Genomic DNA, 15,119 nt, shown 5'->3' on the forward strand with positions numbered 1-15,119 from the left:
CTGCTTCTGCCACTTGCGAACCCTTATCCGATCTTCACGCCGGCGGACCGGCGAAACGAGCTTGCCCCGAACCGCTCAACGCTGCTTCTGCGTCGCGATCCGATATACATTCCTGAACGCCACTCCGATGCCCAGAAAAAGGCATAGAAGCAGCAACCAAGGTGACGTTCCGATCAGCCGGTCCAAGGTCCACCCGATCAATCCGCCCCCACCGATCCCGCCAACCAGATAGGAAAGGACACGGCTGCCGAGCTGATAATTGGCATCAGCATGCGTGTCTTTCCGCCCCGACCGGTTCAGCTCTTCGCGTTCGGCTGCATCGATCCGCTGTTGAAGCGAATCGATCCGCTTATCCTCTTCGAGCCTGGTTCGGGCGGGTCGTTTCTCATCCATGGAAGCGTCACCCGCTCAGAAGAACCGGACGCGTCCATTGGTAACGAGGAACGCCCCGCAAAAGTGGGCGCCGTTTAGGAAAGGCGCGGGGGCAAGTCAACACAGTGCCAGAGGCGCTTTAGACCTCTGGCTAGGTTACCCTAGGGAAGGGTGCCTTTATGCCGCCCGGATCAGGGGCAGCGCGGATCGCGCGTGGGCGGGCCGCTATCGCGCGTGACCCACTGCCCGCCGGGCGTTTGATATTTCTCGCCAGGCGAGGTCTGCAGGATCAGGCGGCAACCGGTGGTGAAGGCAAATTGCTCCACGGTTGATCCGGCGTTCGCCGCGCTGCTCGTATAGGCCGCTTTGCGCTTGATATTGATGTCATCCACCAGCGCGCGGATCGCCGGCGACGGCGAGGATACGAAACCGAGATAACCGTCCGGCTTTTCGCCGATCAGCCCCTGGGTGCGGGCCTGCTGATAGGCAGGATCGCGCTGCGCGTGCGCGGCGGGCGTCACCAGGACGAGCGCCGCCGCCGTCATCGCCACCGTTGCAAACCGCTTGAACATCTTAAAAAATCTCCGCCTGCTTCTGGATCAGCTGCTGTGCGTCGCTGTCCAGTCTATACACTACTTCCTGCTGAATGTTGATATTCAGCTCGATAACGATCGGCTTCGTGGGCGCCTCCACACTGACGCATGCGCCCAACGAAAATACACCGCCTAACATGGCAATGGCTCCGAACCGATCGTGAACCTTTGGGATCGTCATGGCACATTCTCGCTTTCGCTGGGCTGAACATCGGCTGCCTTCTCCGGGTTTAGCGCATTCCGGATATCCGGATCGGATTGGGTGTCGAGCCGGTTCTCGACCTCGTTCAGGCTGCGCTGCTGCTTGATCAGGCTGGGCAGATTCTGTTTGATGAGCAGACTGGGATCGTAATAGCTTTTGATCGAGCTGATGATTTGCAGGAAGGGTCCGCGGATATTCACGTTGAACTGGATCGGCAGCTTCGCGATCTCCCGGCTGATGATGTTGCGCTTGGCGCCCTCACCCTGCTGCAGACCGGCAAATTTTACCTGCGTCACCATCTCGCCCCCCAGATCCCCGTCCAGCGCGATTGTCAGCTCGCGGTAGCGGATCGATTTCAGCATGTCGAAGGCGAGATTGGCGAAAGGCGAAAGGTCTTTATAGGTCAACTCGCCCAGATAGGCGATGGTGCCCCCGCCCTCACGGGAGACCAGCCTGCCGCCATCGATGCGCCCGCCCGACTGATCGAACGTCATCGGCAGCACGCCGTCGAACACGCCGGTCGCCTGCAGATTGTCGAACCCGAAGCGTTCCAAGAAAATGGCCATGTCCATGCCGGTTACCTCGAAGCGCAGCTCCTTGGCATTGTCTCCGCCCAGATCGAGGATCGTGGGATCGAGATGGATGGTGCCGCCCGCAAAAGGCCAGTCGGCCCCCTCGATCTTCACGCGCTGGCCGGGCAGCAGCTGATAGGTGAGCAGGCCGTCGAACACCTCGAAACCCGGATTGACCGTGCCGATCGCCAGCTGCTGGCCCGGCGCTGTCTCCAATCCCAGCAGATCGTTGAAGCGGATCGTGCCGGACAACTTCTGCACCGGACCGAAGGGTGCAGCGAGATCGAGGCCCGCCGTGCTGAACGCGCCGTCACTGGTCACCGAATCGCCGGACCAGCGGATTTGCCCGGTGCCGGAAATGCTGCCTTCCACATTGGCCACGGTGCCCAGCGTCAGCCGCGTCAGCGCATCGGGCTGCAAGGCGTCGCCGAACGTCAGATTGTCGACGGTAAGATCGGCCCGGCCGCTGGCATCGGCGAAGTTGTGAAAAAGATCGACCGCCGCGACGCGCGTGCCTGTCTTCGGTTCGTACAACAGGCCCTCGGCGGTAATCCGGTTGCCCGCGAAGCGCAGCGAGACATCGCGCGCGTCCATCGGCTCGAACCGATCCGGCGTGGCAGCGTCGGCAACCTTCAGCCCGCCGCCAAGATCGAAGACACCGTCCTTGAGCGTCCAATCCCCCTCCGCCTCGCTCAGGAGGAGCGGCACATTGCCGATACGGCCCGAACCGCCCGCCATCGTGCCAGACAGCCCGGCCTTGCCGAAGCGGCCGGTGAAGCGATCGGCATCGAAGATCGTCCGGCTCTCCGGGGTGCCCAGCCGCACCTTGAGCCTGTCCGCATCAAATCCGGCAAGAGTCACACCGATCGCCTGCGACGCAATCGTGATCGGCGTAGTGCCGAGCTGCCCGGAAAGGTCCGGCGAAATTACCTGCGCATTCGCTTTGGCCCCGCCCCGTCCCACGGTAAGCAGAGAGCCTGATGCAGGGCATACACGCAGGCTGTCCTTATCCAGTTCAAGGCTCGACAGTCGAAACGCCTCGAAACCCACCGCCTGACATGTATTCCATAAAGAGAGCTGACCGCCACGGCCCCACAGGCCGCTTATCGGAAGGTCGAGCCCGGTGACATAACCGCCAAAAAGAGGCCCCGTCATCCGCGCCCGGCCATCCAACGCAGTGCCGCCGCGCACGGGGCGGAAAGCGAGCTCGGGAAGCGCGAGCCGCGCATCGGCGGTGCCATAATCGGCCAGGCGAAGCTGCCCTGCAAAGCCGCCACCGGACGGTTTCAGATCGAGCACAGCCTGCGGCAATCCTCCGCCGGCGAGCCGGATTTCTCCGTCCAGCTGCGGACGCCAGCCGGCCTGCGCCTTAACGATGCGCAGATCGTTGACGAGCCTTGCCCCCGCACCTGAAGCCGCGTCCGCGCGAAGGCCCGAAAGCCGCAGATATTGCTCGCCCTTCCCTCCCAGAACCGCCTCCAGCCCGGCAGACAGATCGACGGATCGCAGCGCCTGCCGCCCCGCCGCCGCCAGCTTCTCAAGAACCGGCTTCAGGGGCGTCGAACCAAGGCTGCGCGCAGCTTTATCGACCGGATCGAGATAGGAGCCGGACAGGCGAAGCGCGCGGATCTGCGGATCGCCCGTCAACACCGCCCGCATGCCCTGCGCCGTCTGGGCGAGCCGCAGATCACCCTCGAACGCCGCCGAACGCGCGGCAAGGTCCGGTCCGCGAAGTCCGTTCGCGGCGATATTGAGGGCGATCTGGTTGCGCCGCGCATTGCCGTAAAAATCGATACTGCCTTGCACCGAGGCTGCGCGATATCCGGCGGCGCTGGCACCATTGGCGGTAAATTCGCTCTTGCCGGTCCAGCTCTTTAGCGTGTCCGAGAAGGTGACGTCGAGACGCTGCTCCGTGCCGCCTACCGAGAAGCCGTCACAGGCAAGGCCGCCGCTGCGAAGTGGGCCTTCCAGATGCGGCCGGCCGCTCTGGATCGCGATGTCTCCGAAGAAGGTGGACTGCGCCGCCCGGCATCCTCCGAGTGACAAGCCATCGGTGACTGCCGCCACCTGCCCTTCAAAACCATTGGCGAGATTGCCCTGCCCCACCAGCTTGATCCCGGCATTGCCGTACGGTGTCGCCAGCCGCACGCGTGCGTCGGTGAGCGTCGCGAAGATTTCGGGCAGCGAAAAAGGCGCGGTGCTGCTGGGATCGCGGAACTTGTCGATTTCCCCGAAACTAAGGCCGTTCGGGGTCAGCTTCCCGTAGATACGCACCCCGTCGGCGCGAATTCGCGCCACCCGCGCGCCGAGCCCGTTCGGCACCACATCGATTTCCACCCAGTTGGCGGTCAGATCGGGCCGCGTCGGATCACCGATGACCACATCCTCGATCCGCTGCGTCTTCAGGCCGATTTTGGCGATACGGTAACTGGCACGCACATCGCGCTTGGCCAGCTCATCCCGAACGAAGCCGTCAGCAATCTGCGTGCGCTGGAACCAAACATAAGCCAGCAATCCGACGAACAGGATTAGTGCGCCGTAGAATATGTAGCGACGCCGAAAACGCCGGCGTCTGGGCATGGGCTCGTCCGCGACTTCCACGGGCTGCGCTTTGCGGCAAAGCCGCCGGGGTTTCAATCATATTGGCTTGCGCTAATCCTCCACGCGGGGGGCCAAGCGAATCATGGACGGGAAAGCAGAGCATCACGGGCGCGGCCATCGCGAGCGGTTGCGAGAGCGTTTGCTGCGCGGGGGGCCGGACGCGCTGGCCGATCATGAGCTAATCGAATATCTGCTGGCACTCGCCATCCCGCGCCGTGACACCAAGGCGCTCGCCAAGGATCTGATCGCCGAATTCGGCGGCTTTTCAGCGCTACTGTCCGCCGATGCGGAAGCCATTGCCAAGCAGCCCGGCATGGGAGACACCAGCACCGCCGCGCTCAAGATCGTGCAGGCGGCAGCGCTTCGCCTTGTCAGCGAGCCTGCTCGCACTCGCCCGATTCTGTCGAGTTGGCAGGCGCTGTCCGATTATCTGCATGCCGACATGGCTCACCGCGCCACAGAGCGCGTGCGGGTGCTGCATCTGGACGGCAAGAACCGGCTGATCCGCGACGAGCTGGCAAGCGAAGGGTCGATCGACGAGGCGGCGGTATACACGCGTGAGATTATTCGCCGCGCGCTGGACCTCGGCACATCTGCGCTGATCCTTGTTCACAACCACCCCAGCGGAGACGCCACCCCCAGCCGCGCGGACATCGCCCTCACCCGCGAGATTCTGGAGGCAGGCAAGCGGCTCAATATTCAGGTACACGACCACATCATCGTCGGCCGCGAGGGCCACACCAGCCTGCGCAGCGCGGGGTTGATCTGAGGTCAGACGCCCTGAAGCAACATATCGACCGCCCCGCTGATCTGAAAATGATGCTCGGCAAGATTGGCGACCACTTCGCCGAGCGCCTCAACCGGTACCGTGCTCAGGAATTGGGTGACCAAGATCTGTGCTTCACCGAGAATATCGAACGAAGGATTGAGACGCTGGGCTGGAAGCGGGGCAAGTCCGGGCGGCTGTACTGGAATGACGACGCGATTGACCAGGTGCGACATCAAATCCGATTGAATATTGAGCAGTAGCGTTCCGTCAATATCGCTGCGGTGTAAGTCGTACTGAGCCATCAGAACTGGCGGTAGCGCGCGAGCGGAAGGCCGTGCTTTCGGACATATTCGTTCGAACTTTCAATCGCCGTGCGGTTCTCTTCCTGCCAGCGGCGGCCTTTTTCTACGGCGACGGCTTTTCTAAGCCCCTCCTCCACAGCCTCCGGCAAATCGATGCCGAACTCCTGCGCCTCATCGACCAACTCAGCGTCGAGCGAGAGATTGATAGACTTGCGGGGCGACAACGCGTTCATAAGGCGTCTCCTTTGCGAACCACGGTCACTATAGCGTAGGCTCTTCGGTATCGCCACGTCATAAGCTTTGCCCCCCGCCCGCCCCTCTGCTAGCCGCGCGGGCGACTCCTCACCGCCGACAGAAGGACAGCCGATGGTCCCCCGCTACGCCCGCCCCGCCATGACCGCGATCTGGGAGCCGGAATCGAAATTCCAGATCTGGTTCGAAATCGAGGCGCACGCGACCGATGCGCTTGCCGATCTCGGCGTCGTGCCGAAGGAAGCGGCGAAGGCAATCTGGGAAAAGGGCGCGTTCGAGGTCGATCGGATCGACGCGATCGAGGCCGAGGTGAAACACGACGTCATCGCCTTCCTGACGAACGTCGCCGAGCATGTCGGCCCCGAAGCGCGCTTCATGCATCAGGGTATGACCAGTTCGGACGTGCTCGACACCTGCCTGGCGGTGCAGCTCGCCCGCGCCACCGACATTCTGCTGGAAGATATGGACGCGCTTCTCGAGGCGCTGAAGCGGCGCGCGCTGGAGCACAAGTTCACGCCCACCATCGGTCGCAGCCACGGCATCCACGCCGAACCGCTTACCTTCGGCATGAAGTTGGCGCAGGCCTATGCCGAGTTCGATCGCGGGCGCGAGCGGCTGAAGGCGGCGCGCGCGGAAATCGCCACCTGCGCCATTTCCGGCGCGGTCGGCACCTTTGCGAACATCGATCCACGCGTCGAAGAGCATGTTGCCGAAAAAATGGGCCTGACGCCCGAGCCCGTCTCCACGCAAGTGATCCCGCGCGATCGGCACGCAATGTATTTCGCGACGCTCGCCGTCATCGCCAGCTCGATCGAGCGGCTGGCCACCGAGGTCCGCCATCTGCAGCGCACCGAAGTGCTGGAGGCGGAGGAATATTTCTCGCCGGGCCAGAAGGGCTCCAGCGCCATGCCTCACAAGCGCAATCCCGTGCTGACCGAAAACCTGACCGGCCTTGCCCGCATGGTGCGCAGCTATGCGATGCCCGCGATGGAGAATGTCGCGCTGTGGCATGAGCGGGACATTTCGCACAGCTCGGTCGAGCGCTATATCGGCCCGGACGCCACGATCACGCTCGATTTCGCGCTCGCCCGCCTCACCGGCGTCATCGACAAGCTGGTGGTGTACCCGGCGCGCATGCAGGCCAATCTCGACAAGATGGGCGGCCTCGTCCACTCGCAGCGCGTGCTGCTGGCGCTGACGCAGGCGGGCATCAGCCGGGAGGACGCCTATCGCATCGTCCAGCGCAACGCGATGCAGGTGTGGGAATCGGACGGCGAGAAGCGCCTGCTCGATCTGCTGAAGGCCGATCCGGATGTGACCGCAAAGCTGAGCAACGAGGAAATCGAAGAGCGCTTCGACCTCGACTATCACTTCAAGGGCATCGACCGGATTTTCGAACGCGTCTTCGGCGAATAAGCCGCCCTAAAACGGAAAAGGCGTGCCGCTCAGCCCGCCAGATCGTGCTTCTTAATGCAGTGCCTGAGCTGATCGTAGCTGAGGCCCAGCGCCTTCGCCGTCTGCCGCTGATTATAGCGGTTGGCGGCCAGCGCATATTCGACGATCGAGCGTTCATAGGCCTCGGTCGCCGCCTTGAGGTCGTCGATCCCTTCGAAATCGATGGAGGATGAGGTCTGCGGCTCGGGCACGCTGTCCGCCAGATCCTTGCGCGAACGCCCTTCCTCGCTCGCCGCTTCCGGCTTGGGCCGCCAGGGGGATGCGAACGGATCGAAGATGATGTGGTCCACCGGGCCGTCCTCGGCGCTCCACCGATAGACCGCACGCTCGACCACATTGCGCAGTTCGCGCACATTGCCGGGCCATTCATGCCGCTCGAGCGCGGCGCTCGCCAGCGCACCGAAGCCTGGCCAGCTCTCCCAGCCGATTTCCGCGGCCATACGCCGTCCGAAATAATCGGCGAGCACGCCGATGTCGCCTTCGCGCGCGCGCAGCGGCGGCAGCGTCACCACCTCGAAACTCAGCCGGTCCAGCAAGTCGGCGCGAAACTCGTTGCGCTCCACCATAGAGGGCAGATGCGCGTTGGTCGCCGCTACGATGCGCACGTCGACCTTCACGGGACGCGAGGCGCCGATGCGCGTCACCTCGCCATATTCCACCGCGCGCAGCAGACGCTCTTGCGCGGCCATGGACAGCGTGCCGAGTTCGTCGAGAAACAGCGTGCCGCCGTCGGCTTCCTCGAACCGTCCTTCGCGCGCACGCGTCGCGCCGGTAAAGGCACCGGCCTCATGTCCGAACAGCTCCGCCTCGATCAGCGTTTCGGGGAGCGCGGCGCAGTTCATCACGATCAGCGGCCCGCCCCAGCGCGGGGACAGGCGGTGGAGACGCTCGGCAATCAGTTCTTTGCCCGTCCCGCGCTCTCCGATCACCAGCACCGGACGGTTCAGTTCGGCCGCTTTTGAGGCGCGCTCGACCGCGTCCAGAAAGGCACCGGACTGACCGATAAATTGATTGTCGCGTTCCATGCCCAAAACTTGGCATATTTTACCAAGTCTCGGCAATAGAAACCTGCGACGGGTGCCAGTCTAGGTTCGAAAAAGCCCGGAATTCCGGCATTTCCGGCGGTTTGGCACGCTTCTCGCAATGTGTGGTACAAGATGGAAAACAATCACATTCAGGGAGCGTATCATGCGCCAACGCAAGTCCAACCAGCTCGCAGCGGGAGCACTGGCCGCCATGTTGCTCTTGTCGGTTCTTCTGCTGAACGCGCTCGGCCCGTCGCTGATGGCGGCCGCCGCGCAGAACCACGCTGGTGGGCCGACCGCGAGCATTCTGGCGTAAGCGCCCCCGCCCGAAACAGTAACCACGGAGTATCCTTGATGAGCATCTTCTCCCGCACAAGAGACATCGTCGCTGCGAACGTCACCGAAATCCTCGACCGGTCGGAAGACCCCGCCAAGATGATCCGCATGATCATCCTGGAGATGGAAGAGACGCTGGTGGAAGTGCGCGCCTCCGCGGCCCGCACCATCGCCGACCAGAAGGAACTGCGCCGCCATATCGACAAGCTCGATACGCTGCAGCAGGACTGGACGGAAAAGGCGCAGCTCGCGCTGTCCAAGGACCGCGAGGATCTGGCCAAGGCCGCGCTCGTCGAAAAGCGCAAGGCCAGCGACATGGCCGAACAGCTGCGCGCCGAGATCGGCGTCCTGGAAGATGCGCTGAAGGCGTCTGAACAGGACATTCAGAACCTGCAGAACAAGCTGCAGGATGCCCGCGCCCGTCAGAACAACATCATGACGCGGCTGGAAAGCGCCGAAAACCGCGTGCGTCTGCGCTCCATGTACAATGGCGACAAGGTGAAGGATGCCTTCTCGCGCTTCGACATCCTGGAGCGCCGCGTGGACGAGGCCGAGGGCCGCGCCGACGCGCTGCGCCTGGGGAGCGAAGGACCGAAGTCGCTCGGCGACGAGATTGCCGCGCTGGAGACGAACGATCAGGTCGATGAAGAGCTAGAGGCCATGAAGCGCTCCATGAAGAAGGAGGACTGAGGCCATGGAAGGCATTTTCGCAATCGCGGCCATCTTCATCGGGCTGCCCTGGCTGATCTTCCATTACGTCACGAAATGGAAATCCACCGCCACCCTGACGAACGACGACGAGAAGCTGCTGTCCGACCTCTATGAGACCGCCCGCCGCTTTGAAGATCGCATCGAAACCATCGAGCGCATCATCGCCGCCGACAACCCCCAATGGCGCCCCAGCCGGCTGGAAGACAGCCGCCCGGGCGAGGACGATCCCCGCCGCGCCATCGACAACATTCGCTCGCTGGAAAGGAACCGCTGACATGGCCGGAACGCACACCAAATTCTATCTCGACAAGCAAAATGCCAAGTGGAAGGGCGTTTGCTCGGGGATCGCGGACTATACCGGCGTGGACGTTGTCTGGGTTCGCATTGCCACGGTGATCCTGACCCTTGCGGGCGGCTTTCCCTGGACGCTGATCGCCTACTTCGCCGCCGCCTGGGCCGCGCCGAAGAAGCCGATCGATCTTTACATCAATCAGGACGATCAGAAGTTCTGGCAGGGCGTGCGCCAGTCGCCGGCCCGCACCGCCCGCGAAGTCCGCTCACGCTTCCGCGACATCGACCGCCGGCTTGCGGACATGGAAGTCTACTACACCAGCAATAACACGCGGCTGGCTGACGAAATCGAGAGCCTGCGCTGACGCGCGGTGGAACTGAACAGGGGAAATACAATGCAAGATATTATCTACAGTCCAGACTTCGTACCCATGATGGTCGCGATCGTGCTAATCACTACCGCAGCCTGGATCGGAACGACGTGGATCAAAGTTAAAAACGGCTATCCGCTTACCGGCAGCTGGGGGCAGAGCATTTACCCGAAGAACAACGAAGAGACGGTGGAGCGCGTCAAACTGATTAGCCAGGAGAACGCCCAGCTGCGCGCCGAACTCAGTTCCGTGAAGGAACGCCTCGCCACGGTCGAACGCATCGTGACCGACGGCAGCAACCGCCTGAGCGATGAGATCGAGAGCCTGCGCGGCCGCGCCAACTGAGCGGCCCCCGCCCCTCTTCCCTAATTCTCCAGACCAAGAAGGATTTCATTATGCCCTGGAGCATTACCGTAATGGTGCTCGGTATCATTCTCATCGTCAATCTCGCGATCGTGATGAAAGCGCGCTACAAGGCCCAGAACGGGATTTACGAGGACGAACATGGCAATGACGTCCGCCTGCGCGACCCCAATGAGCAAATCATTTCCGGCGAAGTGAAGCAGCTGAAAGAGCGCATCGCCGTGCTGGAGCGCGTGATTACCGACGAACGCGGCAGCCGCGAGCTGGACCGCGAGATCGAGAAACTGCGCGACCGCTGATCCGCGGCGCCGCGCCTATCGCCTAAGGAGATTGCTCATGCCGAACGATCCCACCACCGTTCTGACGATCGCAGGCTTTACCTTTGCCGCCCTGCTCACCCTCTCTCTCATCGGCCTGCGCGGCTGGCGCGACTGGCTTCAACTGAAGCGCGACGAACTAGAAATCGCCCGGCCCGAGGGCCTCGACAGCCGCGCCGGCGGCAGCCGGATTGAAGTGGCGGACCTGAAGGAACGCATCCGCAAGCTGGAAGCGATCGCGAGCGGGATCGAGCTTTAGATCGTTCCAGCAAAATCCGTTGGGGCTGAGCTTGTCGAAGCCCCGTCCTTCTTTTCCGCTGAGAAGCGCAGCCCTTCGACAGGCTCAGGGCGAACGGCATGGAAGCGATCGCTCAACCCGCTTCCAATTCCCCGCCCCCCGCTGCTACAGCGCGCCGCATGACCGAACGCAGCCTCTCCGACATTCGCGAGGAATATGAGTTTCTCGACCCCGATGACCGCTATCGCCTACTAATTGAACTGGGCCGCGACCTTGAGCCCATGCCTGATGCCCTGAAAACCGATGCCACCTTGGTGCGAGGTTGTTCGGCGGCGGTGTGGGTCTATCCTACGCGGCGCGACGACGGACGGCTGCATTTTCTGGCCGACAGCAATGCGGCGATCACGAAGGGCATCATCGCGCTGGTATTGAAGACGGTGCAGGACGGAGAGCCGGAAGCGGTCGCCAAAGCCGACATCGAAGAGGCGCTTGCTCCGTTCGATCTGCAGAATCAGCTCAGCAGCAACCGCACGCAAGGCATTCCCAATATGATCGCGCTGATCCGCGAAACCGCAGGGCGGCTCGCGGCGGAGTAGCCGGGCGCGTCAGTCGGCCACTGCCAATTCCCCTGCCAGCGCATCCAGATCGGCATCGGGCCTGACGATCCGCCAAACGCCGGGATGGCGACTATCGACCAGCATCACCGCCTTTTTCGGGCACACATCCAGGCAGCCGACCTCGATCACGCCGAGATGGCCCTTGCGTCCCTTTTTGGAGCCGAGCCGGGCCTTCAACTCCTTGGAGAGCTTCTGCGAACCGTCCGGGCCAAAACCACCCTTCAGCTTCTTTGAGCATTTTTTGCAGACGAGGACGGCATGGCTCCAGTTCGCATCGACATGATGCTTCATCCGGGCTGCCACTGCTTGCGTTCTTCGGCTGCTTTCAGCACGTCGAACGCCGCCTGCCCCGCCTGGAACTCGGCCGCCGCCTCGGCATCGCCGGGTTTCACGTCGGGATGGGTGCGCTTGGCAAGATCGCGCCAAGCCTTCTTCACCGCATCGAAATCTGCATCGGCTTCCAGCCCCAGCAGCTCCAGCGCGTGCATCTCATCGCGGCTACGGCTGCCATCGCCAGGTCCGGCCCAGGCATAATGCGCCGATTCCTGATAGCCCGAGCTATCACGCCGCTCTTCCTTGGCGCGTTTGGCCGCCTCTTCCTTGCTAAGCCCGGCGAAATAATCCCAATTGCGATTATATTCGGCCGCATGCTCGGCACAGAAGTACCAGCGCTCTGGACTATTGGGAGATTTTGGCGCCGGACAATCGCCCTTCTTGTCGCACCCCACACGGTCGCAAAGTCGCACTGCCTCCGCCTCGCGGCCCTCTTCATAGCCGCGCCAGCGCGGAAATCCCCAGTCGTTCGATCGTCTTGCTCTGGCCATAGTGCCCCTAGTTAGGCGCTGGGCGTTGCGATTTCCATAAGCGTCGTTAGGGTAGCCGGGGACCGATCGGGTCAGCGGTAGAAACACTCCGTTCGCCGCGCACGCCCCGCCTTAGCATTTGTGGCAAGGGCCGGACTTCTGTAAGAACATCGCCAACGTCACAAATGACAGGCCACCCAAAGCCGCCGTGAACTCTCTCTCGGTTAGGATATCTGTGACCAAAAAGCCTGAATTCCTTGCCCATTTGTGGCAGGACATCCCCGCGTCCATTGTGGTCGCGCTTGTCGCCCTGCCGCTCTGCCTTGGCATTGCGCTCGCTTCCGGCGCTCCGCTTTTCTCCGGCATCATTGCCGGTATTGCCGGCGGTATCGTCGTCGGTTTCCTATCCAAATCGCAGCTTTCGGTCAGCGGACCTGCGGCCGGTCTTACCGTCATCGTGCTCGCCGCGATCGAAAGCATGCCAAGCTATGAGGCGTTTCTCGTGGCTGTGTGCCTGGGCGGTGTCATGCAGATGCTGTTCTCCCTCACCCGCTCGGGCGTGCTTGCGGAGTTCGTGCCGTCGTCGGTCATCACCGGCATGCTAGCGGCCATCGGCCTCATCCTGATCCTGAAGCAAATCCCGCATGCCGTCGGTTATGACGGCAATTTCGAGGGCAGCCTCAGCTTCAATCAGGAGGACGGGCTAAACACCCTGACGGCCCTGCCTTATTCGATCGCCAACTCGCTGACCGCAGGGCCGCTGATCATTGCATCGATCAGCCTCGTCTTCCTGTTCTGGTGGGACAAGGCACGGCCGAAGGAAGGCCCGATCCGCTTCGTGCCCGGCCCGCTGGTGGTCGTGATCTTCGGCGTAATCATGAACGAGCTGTTCAAGCTGGTTTCGCCGGACCTCGCGATCGGCGCGACCCACCTGGTGCAGGTGCCGGTCTCCGATGGTCTGCGTGATTTTGCCGGTCAGTTCGCAACACCGGATTTCAGCGTGATCGGCATGCCGCTGGTGTGGACCACGGGCCTGACGCTCGCCATCGTCGCCAGCCTCGAGTCGCTACTCAGCGTGAAGGCGATCGACGAGATTGACCCGCGCCGGCGCACGACCGACAAGAACCGCGAACTGTTTGCGCAGGGCGGCGGTAACCTCGTCTCCGGTCTGATCGGGGGCCTGCCGCTCACCTCGGTCATCATCCGCTCCTCCGCCAATGTGGAAGCGGGCGCCGTCACTAAGACCTCCACCATCCTGCACGGTTTCTGGCTGCTGCTCAGCGTGCTGTTGATCCCGGTTGTGTTGAACCTGATCCCGCTCGCCGCTTTGGCCGCCATCCTGCTGCACATCGGGTACAAGCTGACCCGCTACGAGCTATATCGTGACCGCTGGAAGCAGGGTTACCACCAGTTCGTGCCGTTCGTGGTGACCGTCGGTGCCATCCTGCTGACCGATCTTCTGATCGGCATCGTGATTGGCCTGATCGTCGGCTTCATCTTCGTGGTTGCCCGCAACTTCCGCCCCGCGATCAGCGTGGCGCATGACGGCGAGGATTATCTCGTGAGCGCACGGCGCAACCTGTACTTCATCCATAAGTACGAACTGCAGAAGAAGCTGAGCGACATTCCCGAAGGCTCCACCGTGGTCATCAACCTCAACCGCGCGGAATTTGTCGATCCGGACAATTTCGGAATCATCAACGCTTTTGCCCGCAACGCCGAGTTCCGCGACATCGATGTTTCGATACGCGGCCAGTTCGGCACCAAGATCGACAGCCTGATCGAAGCACCCCGCAAGAAGGTGGTCTACCAATGAGAAGCTATAAGGAACTGCTCCTGTCCAACCGGGCGTGGAGCGAGGAAATGCGTGAGCGTGACGAGAATTACTTCACGCAGCAGACCGTGGGGCAGAAACCGGAAATCCTCTGGATCGGCTGTTCGGACAGCCGGGTGAGCCCCGATCAGATCACGCAGACCAATCCCGGTGAGATTTTCATCCATCGCAACGTGGCCAATATCGTCCATCCGGACGACACCAATCTGATGGCCGTGCTGCAATTCGCCGTGGACGTGCTTCAAGTGAAGCACATTGTGCTGTGCGGCCATCATGGCTGCGGCGGGATCGAGGCGACGCTGAAGGGCGGCGCGGAAGGCCCGATCCACGAATGGCTGGAAGATACCCGGCGCGTCTACGCCAACCACAAGGCCGAAGTGGACGGCGCGGGCGACATGACGGCGCGGATCGACCGCCTGGTCGAATGCAATGTGCGCGATCAGCTGTTCGACCTTGCCCAGTCCAAAACGGTGAAGGCGGCGTTCGACCGCGGCCAGCCGCTGCTGCTGCACGGCTGGGTTTACGACATTCGCGACGGCCTGCTGAAGCCGCTGATGGAGATCGACAAAGATACCGATCTCAATCCCGATAAAGCACCTGACACGGTGCTGCTGAAGGAAAAAGAAAGCTGACGATCAAGGGGGCTGCGGCCCCCTTTTTCATGGGCTTTCATCGCCTGCGAAAAGGCAATTGTCAGGGGGCCTGTAAGCCGGGTTTTGTCCACCCTTCGAAAAGGGATGGGCGACCATTCCTCTAGGCGGCGGATTGCTCCGCCGCTCAAGCGACCAACCCGGGCGGCCTTCCGGAAAGAAGCGGGCATCAAAGCCCTTAGCCGCCCCTATTCGGTCTTGCTCCCGGTGGGGTTTACCGTGCCGTGGCCGTTGCCGGCCGACGCGGTGCGCTTTTACCGCACCCTTTCACTGTCGCGGGACCGAAGCCTGCGCGACCTGCTTTCTGTTGCACTGTCCCTTGATCCGCCGCCGAAACGGCGGACCCGCCGGACGTTATCCGGCACCGTTTTCCGTGGAGCCCGGACTTTCCTCGCGCCTCCGCCCATATGAGCGGCGGCCCGCGGTCGCCCGGCCCCCTGACAAT

The 15,119-nt window shown here is 62.4% G+C and carries 21 protein-coding genes and 1 other RNA gene; 12 read left to right on the forward strand and 10 right to left on the reverse strand.

Annotated elements, in window-relative coordinates; translation table 11 throughout:
- Nucleotides 1–75: 75 nt before the first annotated feature.
- The 4 genes from I6A82_RS11375 to I6A82_RS11390 all read right to left on the reverse strand — a co-directional run bounded on the left by I6A82_RS11375 (nucleotide 76) and on the right by I6A82_RS11390 (nucleotide 4,319).
- Nucleotides 76–393, reverse strand: a complete 318-nt coding sequence (locus I6A82_RS11375) for an AtpZ/AtpI family protein (RefSeq protein ID WP_198094965.1) — start codon at nucleotides 391–393, stop codon at nucleotides 76–78.
- Nucleotides 394–563: 170 nt separating this feature from the next.
- On the reverse strand, nucleotides 564–944 hold the full coding sequence (locus tag I6A82_RS11380) for a YdbL family protein (RefSeq protein WP_198094966.1): 381 nt from the start codon (nucleotides 942–944) through the stop codon (nucleotides 564–566).
- A gap of 1 nt (nucleotide 945) precedes the next feature.
- Entirely contained in the window at nucleotides 946–1,146 is a 201-nt protein-coding gene (locus I6A82_RS11385) for a YnbE family lipoprotein (RefSeq protein WP_232343425.1), read from the reverse strand.
- On the reverse strand, nucleotides 1,143–4,319 hold the full coding sequence (locus I6A82_RS11390; RefSeq protein ID WP_198094967.1) for an intermembrane phospholipid transport protein YdbH family protein: 3,177 nt from the start codon (nucleotides 4,317–4,319) through the stop codon (nucleotides 1,143–1,145). The genes I6A82_RS11385 and I6A82_RS11390 overlap by 4 nt, the downstream gene beginning before the upstream one ends.
- 103 nt (nucleotides 4,320–4,422) lie before the next feature.
- Between I6A82_RS11390 and radC the strand changes: the two genes are divergently transcribed.
- A complete protein-coding gene (radC, locus tag I6A82_RS11395; protein WP_198094968.1) occupies nucleotides 4,423–5,109 on the forward strand; it encodes a RadC family protein in 687 nt (228 codons plus the stop codon).
- Nucleotides 5,110–5,111: 2 nt separating this feature from the next.
- Here radC and I6A82_RS11400 read toward each other — a convergent pair whose 3' ends face one another.
- Nucleotides 5,112–5,411: a CcdB family protein gene (locus tag I6A82_RS11400; RefSeq protein WP_187336484.1), complete on the reverse strand. Its 300-nt coding sequence runs from the start codon at nucleotides 5,409–5,411 to the stop codon at nucleotides 5,112–5,114.
- The gene (locus tag I6A82_RS11405; RefSeq protein ID WP_198094969.1) at nucleotides 5,411–5,644 is read right to left on the reverse strand and encodes a type II toxin-antitoxin system CcdA family antitoxin; all 234 of its coding nucleotides are present in this window, start codon (nucleotides 5,642–5,644) and stop codon (nucleotides 5,411–5,413) included. Before I6A82_RS11405 ends, I6A82_RS11400 begins: the two co-directional genes overlap by 1 nt.
- A gap of 133 nt (nucleotides 5,645–5,777) precedes the next feature.
- On the opposite strand from I6A82_RS11405, the gene purB reads away from it, so the two are divergent.
- Nucleotides 5,778–7,079 (forward strand): adenylosuccinate lyase, encoded by a 1,302-nt coding sequence (purB, locus tag I6A82_RS11410; RefSeq protein ID WP_198094970.1) that lies wholly within the window; start codon nucleotides 5,778–5,780, stop codon nucleotides 7,077–7,079.
- Between the two features lie 29 nt (nucleotides 7,080–7,108).
- On the opposite strand, the gene pspF is transcribed toward purB, so the two are convergent.
- Nucleotides 7,109–8,143 (reverse strand): phage shock protein operon transcriptional activator, encoded by a 1,035-nt coding sequence (gene pspF / locus I6A82_RS11415; RefSeq protein WP_198094971.1) that lies wholly within the window; start codon nucleotides 8,141–8,143, stop codon nucleotides 7,109–7,111.
- A 163-nt stretch (nucleotides 8,144–8,306) separates the two neighbouring features.
- Between pspF and I6A82_RS11420 the strand changes: the two genes are divergently transcribed.
- The 8 genes from I6A82_RS11420 to I6A82_RS11455 all read left to right on the forward strand — a co-directional run bounded on the left by I6A82_RS11420 (nucleotide 8,307) and on the right by I6A82_RS11455 (nucleotide 11,366).
- On the forward strand, nucleotides 8,307–8,459 hold the full coding sequence (locus I6A82_RS11420; RefSeq protein ID WP_198094972.1) for a hypothetical protein: 153 nt from the start codon (nucleotides 8,307–8,309) through the stop codon (nucleotides 8,457–8,459).
- Between the two features lie 38 nt (nucleotides 8,460–8,497).
- Nucleotides 8,498–9,169, forward strand: a complete 672-nt coding sequence (gene pspA, locus I6A82_RS11425) for a phage shock protein PspA (RefSeq protein WP_198094973.1) — start codon at nucleotides 8,498–8,500, stop codon at nucleotides 9,167–9,169.
- A 4-nt stretch (nucleotides 9,170–9,173) separates the two neighbouring features.
- Nucleotides 9,174–9,464 carry an envelope stress response membrane protein PspB gene (gene pspB, locus I6A82_RS11430; protein WP_187336490.1) on the forward strand — a complete coding sequence of 97 codons (291 nt, stop codon included), beginning with the start codon at nucleotides 9,174–9,176 and terminating at the stop codon, nucleotides 9,462–9,464.
- Between the two features lies 1 nt (nucleotide 9,465).
- Nucleotides 9,466–9,846 (forward strand): envelope stress response membrane protein PspC, encoded by a 381-nt coding sequence (gene pspC, locus I6A82_RS11435; RefSeq protein ID WP_198094974.1) that lies wholly within the window; start codon nucleotides 9,466–9,468, stop codon nucleotides 9,844–9,846.
- Nucleotides 9,847–9,876: 30 nt separating this feature from the next.
- Nucleotides 9,877–10,197 (forward strand): hypothetical protein, encoded by a 321-nt coding sequence (locus I6A82_RS11440; RefSeq protein WP_198094975.1) that lies wholly within the window; start codon nucleotides 9,877–9,879, stop codon nucleotides 10,195–10,197.
- Between the two features lie 50 nt (nucleotides 10,198–10,247).
- Nucleotides 10,248–10,514, forward strand: a complete 267-nt coding sequence (locus tag I6A82_RS11445; protein WP_187336493.1) for a hypothetical protein — start codon at nucleotides 10,248–10,250, stop codon at nucleotides 10,512–10,514.
- 37 nt (nucleotides 10,515–10,551) lie between these two features.
- Entirely contained in the window at nucleotides 10,552–10,791 is a 240-nt protein-coding gene (locus I6A82_RS11450; protein WP_198094976.1) for a hypothetical protein, read from the forward strand.
- Between the two features lie 158 nt (nucleotides 10,792–10,949).
- Nucleotides 10,950–11,366, forward strand: a complete 417-nt coding sequence (locus I6A82_RS11455) for a SufE family protein (protein ID WP_198094977.1) — start codon at nucleotides 10,950–10,952, stop codon at nucleotides 11,364–11,366.
- A gap of 9 nt (nucleotides 11,367–11,375) precedes the next feature.
- On the opposite strand, the gene I6A82_RS11460 is transcribed toward I6A82_RS11455, so the two are convergent.
- Together I6A82_RS11460 and I6A82_RS11465 are read right to left on the reverse strand one after the other, a co-directional pair.
- Nucleotides 11,376–11,690, reverse strand: coding sequence for a (2Fe-2S) ferredoxin domain-containing protein (locus I6A82_RS11460; protein ID WP_332310967.1), 315 nt, complete (start codon nucleotides 11,688–11,690; stop codon nucleotides 11,376–11,378).
- Entirely contained in the window at nucleotides 11,675–12,211 is a 537-nt protein-coding gene (locus I6A82_RS11465; RefSeq protein WP_198094978.1) for a J domain-containing protein, read from the reverse strand. The genes I6A82_RS11460 and I6A82_RS11465 overlap by 16 nt, the downstream gene beginning before the upstream one ends.
- A gap of 214 nt (nucleotides 12,212–12,425) precedes the next feature.
- Between I6A82_RS11465 and I6A82_RS11470 the strand changes: the two genes are divergently transcribed.
- Together I6A82_RS11470 and I6A82_RS11475 are read left to right on the forward strand one after the other, a co-directional pair.
- Nucleotides 12,426–14,006 (forward strand): SulP family inorganic anion transporter, encoded by a 1,581-nt coding sequence (locus I6A82_RS11470; RefSeq protein WP_198094979.1) that lies wholly within the window; start codon nucleotides 12,426–12,428, stop codon nucleotides 14,004–14,006.
- Nucleotides 14,003–14,656, forward strand: coding sequence for a carbonic anhydrase (locus tag I6A82_RS11475; RefSeq protein ID WP_198094980.1), 654 nt, complete (start codon nucleotides 14,003–14,005; stop codon nucleotides 14,654–14,656). The genes I6A82_RS11470 and I6A82_RS11475 overlap by 4 nt, the downstream gene beginning before the upstream one ends.
- A 57-nt stretch (nucleotides 14,657–14,713) precedes the next feature.
- Here I6A82_RS11475 and rnpB read toward each other — a convergent pair.
- Nucleotides 14,714–15,115, reverse strand: an RNA gene (gene rnpB / locus I6A82_RS11480) — RNase P RNA component class A.
- Nucleotides 15,116–15,119 lie beyond the last annotated feature (4 nt).

The sequence above is a fragment of the Novosphingopyxis sp. YJ-S2-01 genome, assembly GCF_016093175.1.
GTDB lineage: Bacteria > Pseudomonadota > Alphaproteobacteria > Sphingomonadales > Sphingomonadaceae > Novosphingopyxis > Novosphingopyxis iocasae.